Source organism: Streptococcus oralis (genome assembly GCF_006175905.1).
GTDB classification, from domain to species: domain Bacteria; phylum Bacillota; class Bacilli; order Lactobacillales; family Streptococcaceae; genus Streptococcus; species Streptococcus oralis_BG.
In genome coordinates, this window is the sequence record NZ_SSNB01000001.1 from 332,115 (window position 1) to 353,060 (window position 20,946).

19 protein-coding genes and 1 riboswitch are annotated in these 20,946 nt (G+C 43.9%); of the genes, 3 read left to right on the forward strand and 16 right to left on the reverse strand.

The features are described from left to right. Nucleotides 1-74 precede the first annotated feature (74 nt). Nucleotides 75-163: riboswitch (glycine riboswitch) on the reverse strand. A 168-nt stretch (nt 164-331) separates the two neighbouring features. The 3 genes from E7Y33_RS01645 to zapA form a co-directional block, all read right to left on the reverse strand. After that, on the reverse strand, nt 332-2,668 hold the full coding sequence (locus tag E7Y33_RS01645; protein ID WP_139689464.1) for an endonuclease MutS2: 2,337 nt from the start codon (nt 2,666-2,668) through the stop codon (nt 332-334). A 100-nt stretch (nt 2,669-2,768) separates the two neighbouring features. Then, nucleotides 2,769-3,317 (reverse strand): CvpA family protein, encoded by a 549-nt coding sequence (locus E7Y33_RS01650; RefSeq protein ID WP_139689465.1) that lies wholly within the window; start codon nt 3,315-3,317, stop codon nt 2,769-2,771. Next, on the reverse strand, nt 3,314-3,616 hold the full coding sequence (zapA, locus tag E7Y33_RS01655; protein WP_000002028.1) for a cell division protein ZapA: 303 nt from the start codon (nt 3,614-3,616) through the stop codon (nt 3,314-3,316). The genes E7Y33_RS01650 and zapA overlap by 4 nt, the downstream gene beginning before the upstream one ends. Nucleotides 3,617-3,702: 86 nt before the next feature. On the opposite strand from zapA, the gene rnhC reads away from it, so the two are divergent. The 3 genes from rnhC to recD2 all read left to right on the forward strand — a co-directional run bounded on the left by rnhC (nt 3,703) and on the right by recD2 (nt 7,701). Then, nucleotides 3,703-4,578, forward strand: a complete 876-nt coding sequence (rnhC, locus tag E7Y33_RS01660; protein ID WP_139689466.1) for a ribonuclease HIII — start codon at nt 3,703-3,705, stop codon at nt 4,576-4,578. A 9-nt stretch (nt 4,579-4,587) separates the two neighbouring features. Further along, nucleotides 4,588-5,202, forward strand: a complete 615-nt coding sequence (gene lepB, locus E7Y33_RS01665) for a signal peptidase I (RefSeq protein WP_139689467.1) — start codon at nt 4,588-4,590, stop codon at nt 5,200-5,202. A 129-nt stretch (nt 5,203-5,331) separates the two neighbouring features. Next, complete coding sequence (gene recD2 / locus E7Y33_RS01670; protein WP_139689468.1) at nt 5,332-7,701, forward strand: SF1B family DNA helicase RecD2; 2,370 nt, start codon at nt 5,332-5,334, stop codon at nt 7,699-7,701. A gap of 47 nt (nt 7,702-7,748) precedes the next feature. On the opposite strand, the gene tig is transcribed toward recD2, so the two are convergent. The 13 genes from tig to mapZ all read right to left on the reverse strand — a co-directional run bounded on the left by tig (nt 7,749) and on the right by mapZ (nt 20,942). Then, nucleotides 7,749-9,032 carry a trigger factor gene (tig, locus tag E7Y33_RS01675; protein WP_000116506.1) on the reverse strand — a complete coding sequence of 428 codons (1,284 nt, stop codon included), beginning with the start codon at nt 9,030-9,032 and terminating at the stop codon, nt 7,749-7,751. 90 nt (nt 9,033-9,122) lie between these two features. Then, a complete protein-coding gene (locus E7Y33_RS01680; RefSeq protein ID WP_139689469.1) occupies nt 9,123-9,779 on the reverse strand; it encodes a DNA alkylation repair protein in 657 nt (218 codons plus the stop codon). After that, nucleotides 9,780-10,412 (reverse strand): response regulator, encoded by a 633-nt coding sequence (locus E7Y33_RS01685; RefSeq protein ID WP_139689470.1) that lies wholly within the window; start codon nt 10,410-10,412, stop codon nt 9,780-9,782. Between the two features lie 10 nt (nt 10,413-10,422). After that, nucleotides 10,423-11,421 carry an envelope stress sensor histidine kinase LiaS gene (locus E7Y33_RS01690; RefSeq protein WP_139689471.1) on the reverse strand — a complete coding sequence of 333 codons (999 nt, stop codon included), beginning with the start codon at nt 11,419-11,421 and terminating at the stop codon, nt 10,423-10,425. Beyond that, nucleotides 11,418-12,116 carry a cell wall-active antibiotics response protein LiaF gene (liaF, locus tag E7Y33_RS01695; RefSeq protein WP_000714490.1) on the reverse strand — a complete coding sequence of 233 codons (699 nt, stop codon included), beginning with the start codon at nt 12,114-12,116 and terminating at the stop codon, nt 11,418-11,420. Before liaF ends, E7Y33_RS01690 begins: the two co-directional genes overlap by 4 nt. 166 nt (nt 12,117-12,282) lie before the next feature. Then, entirely contained in the window at nt 12,283-13,284 is a 1,002-nt protein-coding gene (fni, locus tag E7Y33_RS01700) for a type 2 isopentenyl-diphosphate Delta-isomerase (RefSeq protein ID WP_139689472.1), read from the reverse strand. Next, on the reverse strand, nt 13,268-14,275 hold the full coding sequence (locus tag E7Y33_RS01705) for a phosphomevalonate kinase (RefSeq protein WP_139689473.1): 1,008 nt from the start codon (nt 14,273-14,275) through the stop codon (nt 13,268-13,270). The genes fni and E7Y33_RS01705 overlap by 17 nt, the downstream gene beginning before the upstream one ends. Continuing rightward, a complete protein-coding gene (gene mvaD, locus E7Y33_RS01710; RefSeq protein ID WP_049504851.1) occupies nt 14,262-15,215 on the reverse strand; it encodes a diphosphomevalonate decarboxylase in 954 nt (317 codons plus the stop codon). Before mvaD ends, E7Y33_RS01705 begins: the two co-directional genes overlap by 14 nt. Continuing rightward, on the reverse strand, nt 15,197-16,075 hold the full coding sequence (gene mvk, locus E7Y33_RS01715) for a mevalonate kinase (RefSeq protein ID WP_139689474.1): 879 nt from the start codon (nt 16,073-16,075) through the stop codon (nt 15,197-15,199). Before mvk ends, mvaD begins: the two co-directional genes overlap by 19 nt. Before the next feature lie 117 nt (nt 16,076-16,192). Beyond that, entirely contained in the window at nt 16,193-17,197 is a 1,005-nt protein-coding gene (cbpF, locus tag E7Y33_RS01720; RefSeq protein WP_139689475.1) for a choline-binding protein CbpF, read from the reverse strand. Between the two features lie 98 nt (nt 17,198-17,295). Then, complete coding sequence (locus tag E7Y33_RS01725; protein ID WP_007520625.1) at nt 17,296-17,985, reverse strand: response regulator transcription factor; 690 nt, start codon at nt 17,983-17,985, stop codon at nt 17,296-17,298. Nucleotides 17,986-17,996: 11 nt separating this feature from the next. Beyond that, nucleotides 17,997-19,421 carry an NADP-dependent phosphogluconate dehydrogenase gene (gndA, locus tag E7Y33_RS01730; RefSeq protein ID WP_139689476.1) on the reverse strand — a complete coding sequence of 475 codons (1,425 nt, stop codon included), beginning with the start codon at nt 19,419-19,421 and terminating at the stop codon, nt 17,997-17,999. 75 nt (nt 19,422-19,496) lie between these two features. Beyond that, a complete protein-coding gene (mapZ, locus tag E7Y33_RS01735) occupies nt 19,497-20,942 on the reverse strand; it encodes a cell division site-positioning protein MapZ (protein ID WP_044021314.1) in 1,446 nt (481 codons plus the stop codon). Nucleotides 20,943-20,946 lie beyond the last annotated feature (4 nt).

Here is a 20,946-nt window from a genome sequence, read left to right on the forward strand (position 1 = left end):
TTCAACCCCAAAAGAAAGAGCACATGCAAGATACATGTACTCTGGAATGCTTAGGTAAATGCCAAAAAGTGGTCTATCCTAGCTCTGTCCTTTTACCTGAGAGTTTGAGCAGTTGCCTGCCTTGCCCCTTCGGTGCCTTTACGGTCTCTCCAGAGTTCCGTCCATTTACAGTCATGGAAAACAAACCTTTCTCCACTTCTATTAAACTTCATTCGGTGTTGGTATTTTATTTTTTATTATTCTACAAGAAAAGTTAGCCTTTGTCAATATTTTCTATGAAAATTTTTGACTTTTCATTTCTTTTTTCAGAAAGAGCGAATCCTTCTTCTCTCTATCCTTTAAAGGTCACAATGGTAGCTCCACTGCCTCCAGCATTTTGTGGAGCATAGCCGAAACTCTTGACATGCTTGTTTCTTTGTAGGTATTTAGTGACGCCCTCACGAATGACACCTGTTCCGATACCATGGATGATGTCGACTTGCGCCATGTTATTGAGCAGGGCTTGGTCAATAAAGGCGTCCAGCTCATTCATGGCCTCTTCGTACCGTTTGCCTCGGAGATCCAGTCTCGCTTGCGGACCACGACCAGAAGCACGTTTGACGACATTGACTTGTTTTTTCTTGACTGGGGCTTCTTGCTGAGCCTGAACAAGGTCAAATTCTTTCTCTTCCAAGGTCATCTTGATCAAACCAACTTGGGCTTCCCAACGGCCATCCTTGAGCTGATTCGTCAATGTTCCACGTTGTCCATAACTGAGGACCACAATATCATCCCCCACCTTCGGAGCTCGTTTTTTCTTGGCCTTTTGAAGGACCTTGTTTTTAGACAAGTCGACTTTTTCAGGAGCCAGTTTTTTCAGCTCAGCCTTGGCTTCAATGATTTCGTGGGGTTTGAGTTGAGACTTACTGTGAAGATTCTTGAGAATCTGGTCACTCTCATTTAGAGCGAGTTCCACAATTTCAGCAGCTTGTTCACGCGCCTTGTTGAGCTCAGTTTCCTTCTCGCGATTGAGTTCGTTGTAAAGTTTTTTGAGTGCTCGGTTCATCTTGAGGTTTTCTTGCTCCACCTCACGGATATTGTCCAAGCGTTTGCGACTTTCAAGCGTTTGCTCTTCCAATTGTTCAATGATACGGTTGACATCATTATCTTGATTAACCTGCTGGCTGGCATCTCCTACGATGACATCTGACAAGCCCAGGCGTTTGGCAATTTCAAAGGCATTGCTTCGACCAGGAACTCCCTGCATAAAGCGATAGGTCGGACGCAGGCTGGCTGTGTCAAACTCCATGCTGGCATTTTGCACAAAGGCAGTCTCGATACCATAAGCCTTGAGTTCTGGATAGTGGGTCGTAGCCATAGTCTTAACCTGACGCAGACGAAGATCCTCCAGAATAGCCATAGCAAGTGCTGCTCCTTCCTGCGGATCGGTCCCAGCCCCGAGCTCATCTAGCAATAAGAGCGAGTTCTGATTGACCTTGCCAAGAATATCTACGATATTGGTCATGTGGCTGGAGAAGGTAGACAAACTCTGCTCAATAGACTGCTCATCCCCAATATCCGCGAAGATTTCCTCGAAAACACCGACACGACTTCCCTTATCAGCTAAGATGGGCAAGCCTGACTGGGCCATGAGTTGAGTCAAGCCCAGGGTTTTGAGCATGATGGTCTTCCCACCAGTATTGGGACCTGTAATGACAATGGCCGTTAATTCCTTACCAAAGTGTACATCATTTGCAACAGCATTTTTGACCAAAGGATGGCGAACATGAAGGAGTTGAATCTCTTGATTCTCTGAAAGTTGAGGAACGACTGCTTGTCTTTCTTGAATGAAACGCACCTTGGCACGAATCAAGTCTAAATGGCCGATGATCCAAGCGTCATTAGCAATCTCTGCAGCATGAGGGCGGACCCGTTCTGAGAGCTCCTGCAGGATGCGAATCATCTCATAGCGTTCATCAGCTCGCAGACTAGCGATTTCTTCGCTCAGCTTGACCACCTCCCGTGGCTCGATATAGACCGTATTACCACTAGCAGAGATGTCATGGACAACACCTGCAATCTTATTGCGATAGGTGTTCTTGACTGGTAAGACTTGACGGCCATTTCTGCTAGCAATTATGCCTTCCGTCAACATCTGCGCTTTTTGCTTGAGCAAGTCTTGCAAGACATCTCGAACTTGACTCTCGCTATCATGGATTTTCCGACGGATGCGTGCTAGCTCTTCACTGGCGAAATTTTCGATAAATCCTGCATCATTTAGGGCTTGAAGACTCCCTTGCAAGTGTGGAAAATCATGTAGTTTTTCAAACCATCTCGCCAACTGCTCCAAGCGTACGTTTTCGAGATTGGTATAAAAGCCTTGCAACTCTCTGCTAGCCAGCAAGACTCGTTTGAGGAGCAGGAACTCCTCAATATTGAGGTCCGCTCCCATCTCCAGACGCTTACAGACAGCTGAAATCTCACGTGTCGCTAGGATGGTAAAGTGGGGTTGCTCCACAAAAAGGGCTTGCATTTCCTCCATCTCTGTAAAGGCTTGCTTGATCTTGTCCACCTTGGCAGTTGGAGCCAAGCCTTTTAGCTCCTCTAGTCCTTGTTCTGTCAAGAGATGCGGTTCAAACAAGGCTTTGATTTTATTAAATTCTAAGGTTTCTAGTATTTTTGTATTCATATTCTTTCCTTGTATGCTTGTTTATAAGATTATAGCAACTAGAGGTTTTGACCTAGTCCCCCAATCTGTAAACAAAGGGCTAGGAAAAATCCCGCCCTTTTTATCCGATTAAATTTGTCACCCAAAGTTGTTTGATAAGGTTTGTCGTAAAAGGGACACTTTGGATGATGTGTTTGGCTACTATACTTTTTTCGAGTGAATTTTGAATGACTGCCAGAGGTACTGTTGCAAGGATGGTCAGAGCCATTTGCAAGACAAATAAGGTTACCAATAGAGACAAAAGGCCTGATCCGATACGCAACCATTTGACATCAAGCTTTTTAGTTGGAATCAAGTGCAGGAACAAACCGATAAAACGTCCGATAGTGTAGCAAATCCCAAAAACTAGAAGATAGGCTAGACCCGCATAAAAGACCTTGTCTAGATGAAACAGCTGGTCTGAAGGGAAGAAAAAGGTTCCCTGTCCTTCCTGAGGATTGGCATAAGGGACAAGCAAGTGGAAGTGGTCGCCCAGTGATTTATAAAACTGTCCCGCAACAAAGACTGAAATCACTGCCACGAGGAAATAATAAACTTGCAGGACCAAACCTCTACGGTAGCCGATATAAAAGCCCCAAGCCAGAACCAATAAGAGTAGGATTGAAATCATAGGGAGTCCTCAATCTTGCTCTGTTCTTGTTTAACAGCAATCAACTTGTGGCGGAGTTCTAACAACTCTTGCTCCTTGTCATCAAATTCAATCTCACGGTTGAGTTGTGTAGACAGACAATTAACCGCCAAAAGAAGCGCAATGGTTTCATCATCCGCCCCAGGCATTTGTTCTTTAATTGCTTGGTATTTTTCAGTCGCAACCTTGGCAATTTCCTCCATAAAGAGGTTGTCATGCTCGGTTGTCAAGGTTAATGTCTTTTTTCCGAATGTAAACTTATATCGATTTAGATTTGCCATAAAATTCACCTCACGATATTATACCAAATTTCGCTAACTTTGTCAGTTTTTACCAATTCTCCTGCTTTTGTGGTACAATAGAGACTATGGCAAGTATCACACTCACACCAAGTGAACAGGAAATTCAGAGCTTTTTAAGTCAGTATCAGAAGGCTCTCAGTCCTAGTAAAAATCCCTATATCCGCTATTTTTTGCGACTGCCTCAGGCAACGGTTTCCATCTATACTTCTGGAAAAGTCCTCCTGCAAGGCGAAGCTGCTGAGCACTACGCCAATTTCTTTGGCTATCAGGTTCGACAAGAAAACAGTGGACAAGATTTTCCTATGATCGGTACCGATGAGGTGGGAAATGGTTCCTACTTTGGCGGACTGGCTGTCGTGGCTTCCTTCGTGACACCTGACCAGCATAACTTCTTACGAAAACTCGGTGTGGGGGATTCCAAGACTCTGACAGACAAAAAGATTCGTCAGATTGCCCCTATCCTCAAGGAAAAAATCCAGCACCAAGCGCTCCTCCTTTCACCTAGCAAGTATAATGAAGTTATCGGTGAGCGTTACAATGCTGTTTCTGTAAAGGTTGCTCTTCACAATCAGGCTATCTTTCTCCTTCTAAAAAAAGGAGTCCAGCCAGAAAAAATCGTGATTGACGCTTTTACAAGTCCTAAAAACTATGACAAGTACTTGGCGCAAGAAGCCAACCGTTTTCCAAACAAGATCACTTTGGAAGAAAAAGCCGAGGGCAAATATCTGGCTGTTGCAGTTAGCTCCATCATCGCGCGGGATCTCTTCCTCGAAAACTTGGAAAATCTAGGACGAGAACTGGGCTATCAACTGCCAAGTGGCGCTGGAACTGCATCTGATAAGGTTGCAAGCAAAATCCTGCAAGCCTATGGTATGAAGGGACTTCATTTCTGTGCCAAACTGCATTTTAAAAACACTGAAAGAGCAAAAAAACTTCTATAGAGGTAAACCATGAACTATTTAAAATCATTTATAAAAGAATGGGGAGTTATCTTCCTGATTATCGCACTGGTAGGCCTTAGCCGCATTTTCCTTTGGAGCAATGTCCGTGTGGAAGGACACTCGATGGACCCTACCCTAGCTGACGGAGAAATTCTCTTCGTTGTTAAACACCTCCCAATTGACCGCTTCGATATCGTGGTTGCGCATGAGGAAGACGGAAATAAAGATATCGTCAAGCGCGTTATTGGAATGCCAGGAGATACCATCCGCTATGAAAATGACAAACTCTTTATCAACGGTGAGGAAACGGATGAACCCTACCTAGCTGAATACCTCAACTTGTTCAAAACAGAAAAGTTGCAAAACACCTATACTGGAAAAGGATTTGAAGACAATAAGGGAGTTTACTTTAGAGAACTTGCTCAAAAGGCACAGGCCTTTACAGTCGATGTCAATTCCAACACCAGCTTCAGCTTTACTGTCCCTCAAGGCGAATACCTTCTCCTTGGTGACGATCGTCTAGTCTCTAGCGACAGCCGCCACGTTGGTACCTTCAAGGCCAGCGATATCAAAGGCGAAGCAAAATTCCGTTTCTGGCCACTTAACCGTATCGGAACTTTTTAAGATAAGGAAGAGGCCGAGAATGCTAAGTCTCAGCCTCTTTTTCTATTGCGAGAAGAAGACCTTTTAGTCTCCTAGCTTGTTGAAAGAAGCTAAGGGTCCAACTCTCACGAACTCATGTAAAGGAAACCTATGGAAGTTTATTTTTCAGGCACCATTGAACGCATTATTTTTGAAAATGTCAGTAATTTCTATCGCATCCTCCTCTTAGATATCGAAGATACCAATGCGGAGGACTTTGACGATTTTGAAATCATCGTTACAGGAACCATGGCTGATGTGATTGAGGGCGAAGACTACACTTTTTGGGGGCAAATCGTTCAGCATTCCAAGTATGGTGAACAGCTACAAATCAGTCGTTATGAGAGAGCAAAACCCACTAGCAAGGGCTTGGTCAAGTATTTCTCCAGCAGTCATTTTAAGGGAATTGGTCTCAAAACGGCCCAAAAAATCGTTGATAGCTATGGTGACAATACCATTGACGAAATTCTGGAGCATCCTGAAAAGCTGGAAAGCATCGCTGGACTCTCTGCCAAAAACCGTGAGGCTTTTGTCTCCACCCTCCGTCTCAACTATGGGACAGAGATGGTTTTGGCAAAACTGGCCAACTACGGCATTCCCAATAAACTAGCCTTTCAGATTCAAGACTTTTACAAGGAAGAAACGCTGGATATTGTCGAAAATTATCCCTACCAATTGGTTGAGGATATCAAGGGTTTGGGCTTTACCATTGCTGACCAATTAGCCGCCGAACTAGGTATCGAAAGTCAAGCTCCTGAACGCTTCCGTGCTGGTCTTGTCCACAGTCTCTTTCAAGGTTGTATGGATACGGGTGATACCTATATGGAAGCCCGTGATTTGCTGGAACAGACCCTGACTCTCCTCGAGTCTTCCCGTCCCGTGGAACTGGATCCCAGCCAAGTCGCTCAGGAATTATCCCATCTGATTGAAGAAGATAAGGTTCAGCAGATTGACACTAAAATCTTTGATAATAGCCTCTTTTTCGCTGAAGAAGGCATCCGCAGTCACTTGGTTCGTATCCTTGAAAAAGAAAAGCAGAAAAACCAGGATTTGGAAACCATTCACAAGCATATCTCTACTGTCGAGCAAGAACTGGGGATTCAGTACGATACCATTCAAAAACAGGCTATTTGTGACGCTATCCAGAACAAGGTCTTTATCCTGACAGGCGGACCTGGTACTGGTAAGACGACTGTTATCAATGGGATTATCGCTGTCTATGCCCTGCTTGAAGGACTCGATCTCAAGAAAAAGAGCAACTTACCTATTCTTCTTGCTGCTCCAACTGGTCGAGCGGCTCGGCGCATGAATGAATTAACAGGTTTGCCTAGCGCGACCATACACCGTCATTTGGGGATGACAGGAGACGATGATACCAGTCATCTGGAAGATTATCTGGATGCCGACTTTATCATTATAGATGAGTTTTCCATGGTGGATACTTGGCTAGCCAATCAACTTTTCTCCAACATCTCTTCCAACAGTAAAATCCTCATCGTAGGTGATAGCGACCAGCTACCTTCTGTCAGTCCTGGTCAGGTCTTGGCTGACCTGCTCCAGATTCCACTGATTCCCCAAACTCGCTTGGAACGGATTTACCGTCAGAGCGAGGAATCAACTATCGTTACCTTGGCTAGTCAAATTCGAAAGGGAATCTTGCCAGCAGATTTCACCCAGAAAAAGGCAGACCGTTCCTACTTTGAAATCGCTAGTGGCCATATCCCTGCAACCATTGAGAAAATTCTCGGTGCCGCTCTCCGAAGCGGTATTCCAGCTCGTGATATTCAGGTGCTAGCGCCTATGTATCGAGGAACTGCTGGTATTGACGCCATCAACCAACTCATGCAAGACCTGCTCAATCCTCAGCAAAAGGGGCAAGTGAACTTTGAAGCAACTCAGTGTCACTATCGAACAGGGGACAAGGTCATTCACCTAGTCAACGATGCCGAAGTTAATGTCTTTAACGGAGACCTAGGCTACATCACAGACCTGATTCCTGGAAAATACACCGAGTCCAAACAAGACGAGATTGTCATTGATTTTGATGGCAATGAGGTCATCTACCCACGTAACGAATGGTACAAGATTCGACTAGCCTATGCCATGAGTATCCATAAGTCTCAGGGAAGTGAGTTTCCCGTTGTCATCCTGCCCATCACCAGTGCTAGCAAGCGCATGCTGGAACGCAATCTCATCTACACAACTATCACACGGGCCAAGAGCAAGCTCATCCTTCTTGGCGAGTTACAGGCCTTTGACTATGCAGTTAAGCATATCGGGACTGCTCGCAAGACCTATCTGATTGAGCGTTTCAGTGATTTAATTGAAACTAATATTGAAGAAAGTAAACAAGCCTTCTCTGAAACTGCCACAGCAAGTGACTCTGAACAATCCTACATCCTCACCGAGGAAAACTGGTCTAGCATCCCAGCCATGATCGGGATTACAGATGCAGACCTCAAAGAGATTTTTGGAAAATAGTGCAACAGAAAACCCACCTAGTCAGGTGGGCTTTTTCTCTTTTAAGATTATTTAACTGTTGCAGTGCTTGTGATCAATTCAACAGCTTTTTTGATAGTGATATCGTGTTTCAACATGTCAGCTGAAAGCAAGTTTTGTACTTGTGCAACTTCCATGTTGTAGTCTGCCGCCAATTGCTCGATTTCTTTTTGGATTTCTTCTTCTGAAGCGTCAAATCCTTCAGCCTTGGCAACTGCTTCGATAACAAGGTTAGTCTTCGTACGTGACTCAGCTTCTGCTTCGTATTGTTTGTGAAGGTCTTCTTGAGTAGTTCCTGTGATTTGGAAGTACATGTCAGGGTTGATACCTTGGCGTTGCAAGTTTCCAAGGAATTCATTTACTGAACGGTGAACTTCTTCATGGATCATTTCTTCTGGAAGTTCTACGATTTCAGCGTTTTCTACAGCTTTATCGATTGCTGCACCTTCAACGGCATCTTTGTAAGCTTCTTCTTTCGCAGCAGTCAATTCTTTGCGGTATTTTTCTTTCAATTCGTCAAGAGTTTCCACTTCTTCGTCGATATCTTTTGCAAGTTCATCATCAAGAGCTGGAACTTCTTTAGCTTTTACTTCGTGGATAGTTGTTACGAATTTAGCTTCTTTACCTGCAAGGTCTTCTGCTTGGTAGTCTTCTGGGAATGTTACAACAACATCAACAGTTTCGCCAGCTGAGTGTCCAACCAATTGGTCTTCGAAACCAGGGATGAATTGACCTGATCCAAGTCCAAGTGAGAAGTTTTCACCTTTTCCACCGTCAAATTCAACACCGTCGATAGAACCAACGAAGTCAATCACAACAGTGTCGCCATTTTCAGCAGCGCCTTCTTTGATAACCAATTCAGCCAAGTTGTTGCGTTCGCGTTCGATACGTTCTTCAACGTCAGCGTCAGTTACTTCTTTTTCTACATCAACTGATACTTCAAGGTTTTTGTAGTCACCCAATTTTACTTCAGGTTTTGTCACGACTTCAGCTGTGATAACCCAGTCTTGACCTTTTTCCATTGAAGTTACGTCAATTTTTGGTTGCGCAACCACTTCAAGACCAGCTTCTTTTACTGCAGCTTCATAAGCGTTTGGCAAAAGTGCGTTCATTGCATCTTGATAAAGAGCTTCTTCACCAAATTTTTGGTCGAAGATAGGGCGTGGAAGGTGACCTTTACGGAAACCAGGAACGTTAAGAGTTTTCTTTACTGAGTTAAATACACGGTCCAATTCTGGTTTGATTTGGTCTTGAGAGATAGTGAAAGTCAAGACACCACGGTTTGTTTCTTTGTTTTCAAATGATACAGACATTCTGTCATTTCTCCTTAAAATTTTTAATACAGTCCATTATACCATATAATAGCGACTTTTTTCAAGTAATGAATGCGCTTTTCAATAGTGCTAGAGGTACTTACTCGCTTCCTTGATACTAAGTTCAGCCATTCGTTTCCTATTTTTTTCAATAAAACGTGCAACCCATTCGGGACTGATTTTAGAGTAGTCTCTTAGAGCCCAGCCGATGGCTTTGGTGATGAAAAATTCTGTCTGGTCCAGATTGTTGAGCAGGATCTTTTCCATCAGTTGGACATTTGTTTTTTCTTTCCTTAACAACTGGTTGTCAATAGCGACTCGTCTCAGCCAGATATTGTCTGATAGGCTCCATTGGAGAATTCTTTCTTCAAGTTCTGGCTTGCCGTATACTAAACTTCCCACAACTCGATCTAGGATGTCCACCGTATCCCACCAAGACTTGGTCACGACCAGGAGCTCAAGTTTAGGCAAATCGTCCTTCGTTAGATAAGACTGCATAGCTTTCAAATAGTTTGCACCCACATACTGGTATTCTCTAGCATCCTTTTCCCAGCAAGTGTCTACAAAATCCCAATTGATGACCTTTGTTTTTTTCGCACTTGGAAAATACTTTTTATAGAGTGCATTTCTTTCAGGAGCTGCAACGCCTAGAAAGGAAAATTGATGGCGCATATAGGCTTCCATGGGGCCTGCTTTATGCGGATATTTTGCCGCTTCTAGCTCCACAAGTAAATCTGCAAGACTCATCTAAAAGTCCTCATGCCCAACCAAGTGGTGCTGAAAGGCATAGACCGCCGCCTGAGTGCGATCGCTGACCTCAAGCTTGGCAAGGATATTGGACACATGGGTCTTGACCGTCTTGAGAGAGATGAAGAGTTCATCTGCGATCCGCTGATTTTCGTAGCCCTTGGCGATGAGTTGAAGCACGTCACGTTCACGAGCAGTCAATTCCTCATGAAGTTCCATATGATTGCGGTGGTATTCGACCTTCTTGCTGACCTCTTGTTCAATAGCCAGCTCGCCAGCAGCAACCTTACGAACAGCGTTCAGTAATTCGTCTGCACTTGAGGTCTTGAGCATATAGCCCCTAGCCCCAGCATTTAAGACTGGCATGATTTTTTCATTGTCTAGATAAGAGGTCACTATCAAAATCTTGGCTTCAGGCCATTCTTTGAGGATGGCCAAGGTTGCATCAATCCCATTCATCTCAGGCATGACAATATCCATGACAATGACATCTGGGCGCAATTCCAAGGCCAAGGAAATCCCTTGAACACCATTGGCCGCCTCGCCCACAACTTCTACATCGTCTTGGAGGTCAAAGTAGCTTTTCAAGCCCAATCGGACCATTTCATGGTCATCTACCAGTAAAATTTTCATCTTTACTCCTTTATGATTCCTTGTCTAGCAGGGGAATACGGATATCGACCGCCAGTCCTTGCTTAGGTGCTGTCAAGAGTTGAACAGTCCCTGCCATATCCTCAACCCGCTCCTTAATATTTCGCAGTCCATAACTCAAGTCATCTAAGCTCCCTAACTGGAAACCAATCCCATTGTCCACTACCTTCAGCTGCAATTCAACATCCGTCTGATAGAGGTAGACATCTAGGCAAGATGCCTGGGCATGGCGAAGGGTATTGCTGATCAACTCCTGAAGTATGCGGAAGATATGCTCTTCAATCTTCTTGGGCAATTTAGACACATTTTGCTTGAGACTAACCTTGAGATCACTCTTGTCCTCAAGCTCTTTTAAGAGGATTTGAATCCCCTCAACCAGACTCTTTTCTTCCAACTCAACTGGTCGCAAATGCAAGAGCAAGACCCGTAGATCTTTCTGGGCTGTTTCGAGGATGGCTGCGACACTTTGCAACTGGGTCTGCATCTTTTCTCTATCAAGCTTCAAAGCCTGCTGGCTGACACCTGATAAAATCATATGGGCCGCAAACAACTCCTGACTAACCGTATCGTGCAAGTCACGTGCTATCCGCTTCCTTTCCTTCTCGATGATTGCTTCTTCCTTGACCAGACTTTGATTTTCAGCCTTTTGAACAGCTTCTGTCAAGAGGTTGAGCTTGCCAGACAAGGACTTGAAACTGGCATTCAAGTCTGGATCTGCAAAGGCAACCACCTCTTTTCCTGCTAGCAGTCGCTTGAGATTAATCTGCATTTTTCTGCGTGAAATTTCTTCTATCACGCGCCAAAAGAGGACAAAAAAGAAGGTCATGGAAAGGCTAAATACAAGTACCAAAAAGACTATCTTTTCTATTTTTTCGATATCTTGTAGCAAATAGGACCAATCAAGATTTAAAATATCCAGCAGACTATTGGTCAAAAAGAGGATAAAGAGGAGAGAAGTCAGCCCGATTAACAGATAAGATTGCTTTTTCATCCTCTGACCACCTCCACATCGCCAACCATAGTAGTTAGGAAAATCTTAACGCTCTTGTTACTCTTGAGATAGTCTCTGGTTTCCTGATGATAGTGTTCATTGCGAAGGGCTCGTTTGGGTTGATGGAGGAAAGTTAAATCTCCATAGAGACAGTTGACACTGAGACTGATTTCAACATCTACAGGTACGATAATCCTAGTCGTTCCAACCATCTTACGGAGAATGATGACATTGTCATGATTGGTTAGGATGACTCTTTCTAAATGAATGGTGTCCTTGCCCATGAGGCGAAAGAGGTTGATATCGTCGAACTGGCAGGTCTGGTGACTAGAAAAATGATGAAGATTACCAAACCAAGGATTCCGTTCATTTTTAACCGTCACCACCTCTTCAAAGACCAAATCCGTCTCCTCTCTTTCTTGATTCATCATTGGATAGAGAAGAAAGAGACTGTAGATCACCGCTACAAAGATGGCTAGAATCACAAAGGGATTGAGCATGACGATGAAAAAGAAGAGTATGGTCGCCACAAGGAGGAAGACGTTGTTGCCCTCCTTACCTGTATAATAGCGCAGCAAGAGCAAAAAGAGGAATAGAATCAGCAGAAAACGCGAAAAATGCTCTGATACCATCAAAATCAGAGCTCCCGTCAACAGACAAGCTTCTATAAACAAAAAGATTTGAAATTTTTTCATAGCTGCATCCTCTCCCTTCTATTTTATCACAATTCAAAAAAGTCACCTCGGTCTGAGGATGGAAAAAGGAGATTGGACAGAAATCGCTCCTACAAGCTTGGTTCTTTCAGCTCACCACAGTTGACAAAAGGCTACAAAAAAGGGCGGGATTCTTGTCCCGACCTCACTACATCTGATCTTTTGCTTCTTTTAGTTTACCGTAAAGAATATAGTCTACGTCTTGCAGATCCGCTATGGTGGCACAATTAAGGGCACACATGATCAAACGCAGATCGTCTTTCCAGCCTTGGATGATGCTAATAACTTCCTCGACGGAGTAGGTTTCAATCAACTCTAGAACGGTACGTGACAGTCCCACAGCCTTGGCTCCAAAGACCAGGCACTTAATCATATCAAGCGGGTTCCGAACACCTCCACTGACTAAGAGTTCGACCTTGTCTTTCCAGTCTTGGGCATTGAGGAGGGCTTGCATGGTGGACTGGCCCCATTGATTGAGGTAATCACGCTGGCCACTGCGACGGTTTTCAATATAGGCAAAGCTGGTGCCACCACGACCTGACAGGTCAACCGTTCGAACACCCAGTTCATAGGCTCTCTCGATGGTCTTTACATCCATTCCAAAGCCTACTTCTTTTAAGACAATGGGAACAGGGATTTGCTTGCTGTAGTCTGCCAGATGCGAATACCAACTTCTGAACTTCCTTTCTCCCTCAGGCATGAGTAATTCCTGCATGACATTAACATGCACTTGGAGGAGAAGAGGATTCATCGCTTCTACAGTCTGAAGTCCCAACTCAACAGGCTTGTCCAAGCCAATATTGGTTCCTAGGAGGAGATTTGGATGGCTAGATTTGACAGAAAAAGAATTATCTGTAGGATTTTTTAGGGCTGCGCTATAAGATCCCGTCACAAACAAAATCCCACAGGCTTCTGCCACCTGAGCCAGCTTTTGATTGATTTCTCTCCCCTTATCGCTTCCACCCGTCATGGCATTGATATAAAAAGGAAAGTCCCACTTTCGACCTGCAAATTCTGTAGACAAATCAATCTCATCCAGGTCATAAAGAGGCAGGGAAGAATGAATTAACTCCACCTCATCAAAGCTATTATAGGAACTTTTCTGCTCAAGGGCATAGCGGATGTGCTCGTCCTTACGATTTGTCGTCATGTCCTATCCTTTCTTGGTATAAGAGCTCAATCCCCAGATTGGCCCAGCGATTTTTTATGGTTTCAGTTGATTGCTCATCAAAACTCAAGGCAATGCCACAGTCACCACCACCAGCGCCACTACTCTTGGCAACAGCCTGCAAATCTTGACTGGCCTCTTTCAACTGTCTCAGCGAAGGCGTGTAAATATCTGGGCTCAAGCTTTCTAAAAGCTGACTGGCTGTTTCCACCTGCTTGATGATGTTTTCTGCATGCCCCTGCTCCAAGGCTTCTACCAAAGCAGATACCGTTGCTTTTGAGGAACATAAAAAATTCTGGTCTATGTTTTGCTTGATTTGCTTGACCATTTGACTTGATACGGCCACTTCCTTGGTCCATCCCACTAGGAAATCACATTCTAGGGTTGGTTTCACTTGTGAGATGGAAAAGCCCCAATCACGCTCCAAAACTGTTGCCAAGTTTTCTTCTTCCAACCACGCAGCTATCTTCTTTCGATCAAAAGACTGGTAGAGAACCAAATCCTCTGCAACGATACAGGCAAGGTCTCCCATAGAACCATTGTCCCCTCGCTTGAGCAAGATCGCGCTAGCCAGCTTGAACAAGAGATCCTGATCAATCGAAAAATTATACAGAGCCAGCAGAGCCTTGACAACCAAGACAACAACACTACCACTAGAGCCTAGACCAAACTTTTTCCCTTCTCGTTCCATTTTTCCACGAATTTCCAAGGAAAAAGGTCGCAAAGTCTGACCGCGAACAGCAAGGAAGTCTCCCACCAAAGCAATCGTTTCTTGAATCAAGCTGTAGTCAGGATTTGGCGTCAAGTCCACTGCGAAATCAAACAGATCTGAGTAGATACGGTAGCTGTCAGAAAAAGCAATCTCAGCCTTCATATAGATGGGGATGGCCTTTATCAAGGCTAATTGCCCTGGCTCTAAAATAGCATATTCACCTGCCCAGTATAGTTTTCCGCAAGTTTTAACAGCAATCATCTTGACTCAAATCCTTTGTTTTTGACACAATCAAGCGATAACGTTGACCGAAGATTTCTGACAAATGCTCCAAGTCTTCCTCTTGACAGAGGACCTTGACATTGGGACCAGCATCCATGGTAAAGTAGCAGGCTTCGCCTTGCTCACGAAGTTGACGGACAAAGTCCATCGCTTCATAAGTTGCATCCGTTAGATAAGAAAAGGCTGGACTAGCAGTTTTTGTCGTAGCGTGCATGGCTAGGGCATTTTTCTCCGTTAATTCCCCAACCTTGGCAAAGTCATTCTCTTTGAGATAAACCAGCATCTCCTGATAATCCTTCTCAGACTGGCGCACCCAGTCATCAAAGGTCGTCGAGGTTTCCACACAGAGTTTCATCCCATCACGGCTAGAAATTGGTTTTTTCTTGTCCTCCAGCACCAACATAATCATAGCTAGTTTCAAGTCTGTCTCTACAGGGTAGATTTCCCCACTATCCTTGTCCCAAGCACCGAGTGGTCCATAAAAACTGCGAGAGGATGAACCTGAAGCAAACTTAGCCTCCTGTGCCAACTGACTCCGATTCAAACCAAGCTGAAAATAAGCATTGCAAGCCTTGACCAAGGCGGACAAACCGCTAGAACTTGAGGACAGGCCCGCTGCCGTTGGCATATTGTTTTGGGTATCAATACGGACAAATCCCTCACCTTCTGGACGGTAGCGGTCAATGATTTTGCTCATTTTGGCATGCTCAGCCTCATTTTGTAGTTGACCATTGATATAAAATGCATCAGCAGTCGCATCCGTCGGTAGAGGAGATAAGGTCGTCTCTGTGTACATGTTTTCCAAAGTCAGAGAGATGCTGCTAGTAGCAGGAACCATCTCTTTTTCTTTTTTCTTTCCCCAGTATTTGATAATGGCAATATTTGCGTAGGAACGTACTGTTACAGGCTTTCGATCCATGTCTGAACAGCTCCTTTCTCTTCTAATCGTTTTGCTAATTCTTCTGCTTGGTCCAGATTGGCTACCAAGGCTATGATACAGCCTCCTAGCCCACCACCACTCATCTTGGCACCTAGAGCACCATGGCTAAGAGCCGTTTCAACGAGGGAATCCGCCTCAGGGCTACTGACACCAATTTCTTTTAGATGTAAATGTGCCTGACTGAATATTTGTCCTAGTTTTTCAGCATCTTTTTGTCTAATTGCCTCTTCTGCTTGCTGGGTCAATTCTCCCAAGGCATGTAAAAACGGTAGGGCGTCCTTGCCCTTGCTTTGAACCACTTGGATGGCTTCACGAGTGTGACCATACACGCCCGTATCTGCAATGACCAAATAGGCGGATAGGTCCATCTTAAGCTCTGTAAATCCAACGTTTTTAATAAAGCGAATAGGTTGGTCACTGAGACAGGTTTTAGCATCCAACCCGCTCGGATTCATATGGGCAATCATCTCAGCCCGATTGACCAAGATTTCCAAAACCTGATGAGGCAGTTCGGCTTGATAGTAGTCAAAAACAGCTCGAATGGCTGCTATACTGATAGCTGCTGACGAACCCATTCCCCGTTTTTCAGGAATAGCTGAATCAATCTGACAACGAATGCAAGCTTCTTTGATATCCAAATACTCCAGCGAGGCATACACCGCCATGGACAAGGTATCCTCCTCATAAAGACGCCACGGGTTTTCAGCAGGGACCACCTTACAAGTCACTTCCACCTCTATGAGAGGCAGAGAAATAGCAGGATAGCCGTATACAACAGCGTGCTCTCCTATTAAAATAATCTTACTATGTGCCTGACCGACACCAACTTTTTTTGTCATGTTTTCCTTTAACCAGACGGAAAGACCGTCTCATTTCATACAGTAGTATTTTCTCCTATCTATTTTATTATATTTTCACAAAAAAAGCGATTGTTTCCTTCACAATCGCCTCTTTCATTATTGAACCCATTCGCCATTATAGTTGACGTAGTAGCCATCTACGGTCGTATTCACTGCCAAAGCACCTGAGCTATAAGCATAGTACCATTTGCCATTGACCTGGAACCAGCCTGTCTTCATATCGCCATTACTTGCATTTAGGTAGTACCAAGTTGAACCTTCTTGATACCAACCAGTTGCCATAGCTCCTGATGAACGGAGATAGTACCACTTGTTACCAAGGTTTTGCCAACCAGTTTTCATATCACCATTTTGAGCATCTAGATAATACCAAGTTGAGCCTTCCTGATACCAGCCAGTTGCCATAGCTCCTGATGAACGGAGGTAGTACCACTTATTGCCAAGTTGTTTCCAACCAGTTTGCATTGCAGCAGTTGTTGGATCTAGATAGTACCAAGTCGAATCATCGTTTATCCAGCCACGCGTTAGTTCTCCGACCTTTAAGCTGTTGATACGAGATTCGAATCCGCCATTCTTTTGTAAATAATACCATTGCCCGTCGTCATATACCCAACCAGTTTTTAAGGTGTGATAACTTCGTTGGTCTTCAAAATAATAGACTCGTTTCTCTGATGGACTATCATATTGTTCACCATGATATTTATCGATATTTGTATCAGTTTTTGCTTCTAAAACTTGCTTACCAACAAACTCTTGTAGTACGCCATCTTGATTAAAGTAGTACCATCTTGACATTGGCATATATTCTAATCTGATACCATTTGGGTAAGGACCAATGGTACTACCTTTATCTGGCATGGGAATATACTGCCATCCAACAACCATCTCACCTGATACATGATCAAAATAATAGTATTTACCATCAATCACTCTCCAGGCCTTTTCTTTGATGTCACCCTTCTTATAGTAGGTTCTACCATTTTCTTGGACAAATTGCCAGCCTTCTGAATCAGCATCATCCGCCAATACGGTACTTGTCGCTAACAAACCAAAGAAAAAGACTGCTAATGCAATTTGCATCAATTTTTTTATTGTTTTCATTAGATTTTCCTCCATAACTGATTGTAGCAAAGACTTTATTGTATGTCAATATATAGAAACTTCTCAAAAAAAGTAGTTACATAACTGCAACTGCTTTTCTATTCTTGCATGGTGTACCCAACACCACGCACGGTTTTAATGTAGCTTTTTTGACCTTTTACATCAAGCTTGCTACGTAGATAACGGATATAAACATCCACGATATTGGTTTCTGTCGCACTTTCGTACTTCCAAACGCTTTCCAACAACTGCTCACGAGTCAAGACCTTCTTGCTTCCCATGAGAGTGGCCAAAAGGTCATACTCACGACGCGTCAGAGCAATCATCTCCTCGCCACGATAAACGGTATGATGTTCTACATCCATACGTAGGTTGCGGTAAGACGTTGGAACCTTCATTTGACTACAGTGTTGGTCAATGAAGTCCCGACCTCGGAAAATCGCTGAAATACGAGCTACTAGATTATCAATAATCACTGGCTTATAGATGTAAGAAACGGCGAAGCGCTGGATTGTCTCAATCTGGTCTTGCAATTCTTCGCGATGGTCCAAGACCATGATCACTGAGGCTGGTTTTGTCCGACTCAGCCTCTCTGCAAAATCCTGGGCCGTCATATCCCCCAGACGAGCATTCAGTAAAATCAAGTCATAATCTGTCTGGAGAGCCATGGAGAGGGCTTTTTGCCCCTCCTCGACCAGATCAACACGGTATTGCTCTTTTTGGAGTTCCAGACTGAGAAAATGAGCGAGATTTCGTTCTTTCTCAAGTAATAAAATCCGTTTCCCCATGGCAGACCTACTTATTTTTCGTCATACCAAGAGTAGTGGAATGTTCCTTCTTTGTCTTTACGTTGGTAAGTGTGAGCACCAAAGTAGTCACGTTGCGCTTGGATCAAGTTAGCAGGAAGGTCTGCTGAACGATAGCTATCAAAGTAGGTAATAGCTGCTGAGAAGGTTGGCACTGGTACACCAGCTTGAACAGCGAGAGCTACGATATCACGCACTGCTTGTTGGTACTTGGCAGTGACATCCAAGAAGTATTCATCCAAGAGAAGGTTGGCAAGGTCTGCATCACGGTTGTAGGCATCTGTGATCTTTTGCAAGAAACGTGAACGGATGATACAGCCATCACGCCAGATAGATGCGATGTCCGCAAATGGCAAGTTCCAGTTGTTTTCTTTAGAAGCTACACGCAATTGGGCAAAACCTTGTGCGTAAGAAATGATTTTTGAGAAGTAAAGAGCTTGACGGATCTTTTCGATCAACTCAGCCTTGTCTCCTTCAAACTTGAAGGCAGCTGGTTTTGGAAGCACCTTGCTAGCATGTACACGCTCTTCTTTGTAAGTAGAGATGTAGCGAGCAAAAACTGACTCAGTGATAAGGGACAATGGTACACCAAGGTCAAGTGCTGATTGGCTAGTCCATTTACCAGTTCCCTTGTTACCTGCAGCGTCAAGGATATAGTCAACAATTGGTCCCTCTTGACCTTCATCGTCTTTGCGTCCAAGAATATCAGCTGTGATTTCAATCAAGTAGCTGTCCAATTCACCCTTGTTCCACTCAGTAAAGATTTCAGCCATTTCTTCTGCAGAAAGACCAAGCAAGTGTTGCATGAGGTCATAGCTTTCTGCGATCAATTGCATGTCACCATACTCGATACCGTTGTGAACCATTTTCACATAGTGACCAGCTCCATCAGGACCGATGTAAGTCACACATGGTTTTCCATCTTCTGGTGCTTTAGCTGAGATTTCTTCGAGAACATCCGCAACCAATTCGTAGGCTTCTTTTTGTCCACCAGGCATGATAGAAGGACCTTCAAGGGCACCTTTTTCACCACCAGAAACCCCAGTACCGATAAAGTTGATGCCAGAGTTTGCTAGTTCTTCATTACGACGGATGGTATCTTTGTAGAAAGTGTTTCCTCCGTCAATCAAGATATCACCCTTGTCAAGGTGGGGAAGAAGAGCTTGGATAGTTGCGTCTGTACCAGGTCCTGCTTGAACCATGAGCATGATACGACGAGGTTTTTCGATTGAGTTTACAAAGCTTTCCACGTCGTAGCTTGGCACAAAGTTCTTTTCAGGATGGCAAGCAATGACATCTTCTGTTTTTTCTTTACTACGGTTGTAAATGGCAACTGTATAACCACGAGATTCGATATTTAGGGCAAGGTTACGACCCATTACGGCCATACCAACGACACCAAAGTTAGCTTTTGTCATGTGACACTCCTCTTGTTTAATATGTTTTATTTTATCATTTTTACCTATGAAAGGAAAGAATTTTGTAACGGAGTCCTAGTAGTCCAAGTCATCCGCATGACCAGAACCATTCCCTACAAAGTAACCCGTCTTACAGTTGAGGGTGAAGAGATAGGTTCCATCTGGTTTATAGAGGTTGTAATAACCATTTCCATTTACGATATTGACACGTTCTAGGATATATTGATTTCCAGTGATATAGCCACGAGCACGTGATGTTGCTAGGACTTGTTCCAATACACCATCCGCAAACGTCCAAGCAGGGTTGTTGCTATCGTCTACAGCTGATTGGTTGTAGGGTACACGACTAGCACTTCTTTGAAGATTAACCCCATCGCCAGACAAACCACCATTTGTGTCTCTAGCTGGTGCCGTAGTGCTAGTTGAAGGTGTAGTGCTGCTCGCATTGCTTTCTGTAGCTGAACTTGAGCTTGCTTGACTCGTGCTAGAGCTCGAACTTGAGCTGGAAGCACTGGTTTGTTGACTCTTACCAAGACTAATGGCCTTATCCAAGAGTTTGTCTAGTTCTGTGTTCCCTGTCTTGATTTCTGTAAATTTAGCGTCTGCTTTGGCTTTCGCATTGGTATCCAAGACACCATCAGTGATTGCTGGGCTTTCAAAGAGGGCATTAACATCTTGAATGGCCTTGATTTGAGTTGCTAGGCTATCATATCTTGACTTAGCTAGTGTATAATCACGGCTACCTTCTAACTTATCTAGCAAAGTTTTCAGTTGGCTCAATTTATCAAACTGGCTATTTTTCAGAGCAGTCTTATTAGCATCTGTATAGAAAGTATCATAGAGATCATTGAAGTCTTTCAAAGCTGTTTGTGTCCCTTGATCATCCGAAGAGGCTGCTTGAGAAGACTGGATTTCTTGGTTTGAACGAGACACTTGACGGTAGACATAATATGTTCCAGCAAGCACAAGGATTGCAGCTACTACCGAAGCAATGATGATGACACCTTTCTTCTTAGAGCCTGTTTCAGGTTCTGTTTGAGCCGAACGTGATAGAGGTGTATAGGTCTCCTCTTCTTGTTCCTCATTTATTTCCTTGGGCTCTGTTTCTGTTAAAACGAGAGGCTCTATTTCAGCATTTTCTTCATCTTGAAGTGGGGGAACAAACTGAGTAGTCTCATCATTTTCTATCTCTTCAATAGATTCCTCAGCAACCATGTCTGAATTGTCTACCTGATCAGAAGGTTCACTTGATTCACGAACTTCTTGGATCATTTCCTCTAGGTTTTGAGTAGAAGCTAGCTCTTCTTTTTTAAACTGACGAGTTTCAAACTTGTCGGCTTCGATTTCTTCACGGTGCTGTTTGATGTATTTGTCTAAGATACTGTCCTCAGGCAATACTCCTGCTTCGACCTCTTCATTCTTACGAATGACTTGACCAACAGTCAAGTCTTTTGCTTCGTCAAAATCGAATTGTGGTTCTTGATGTCCTTTTTTATGACGATCACGTCTTTTCTTACTCATGAGT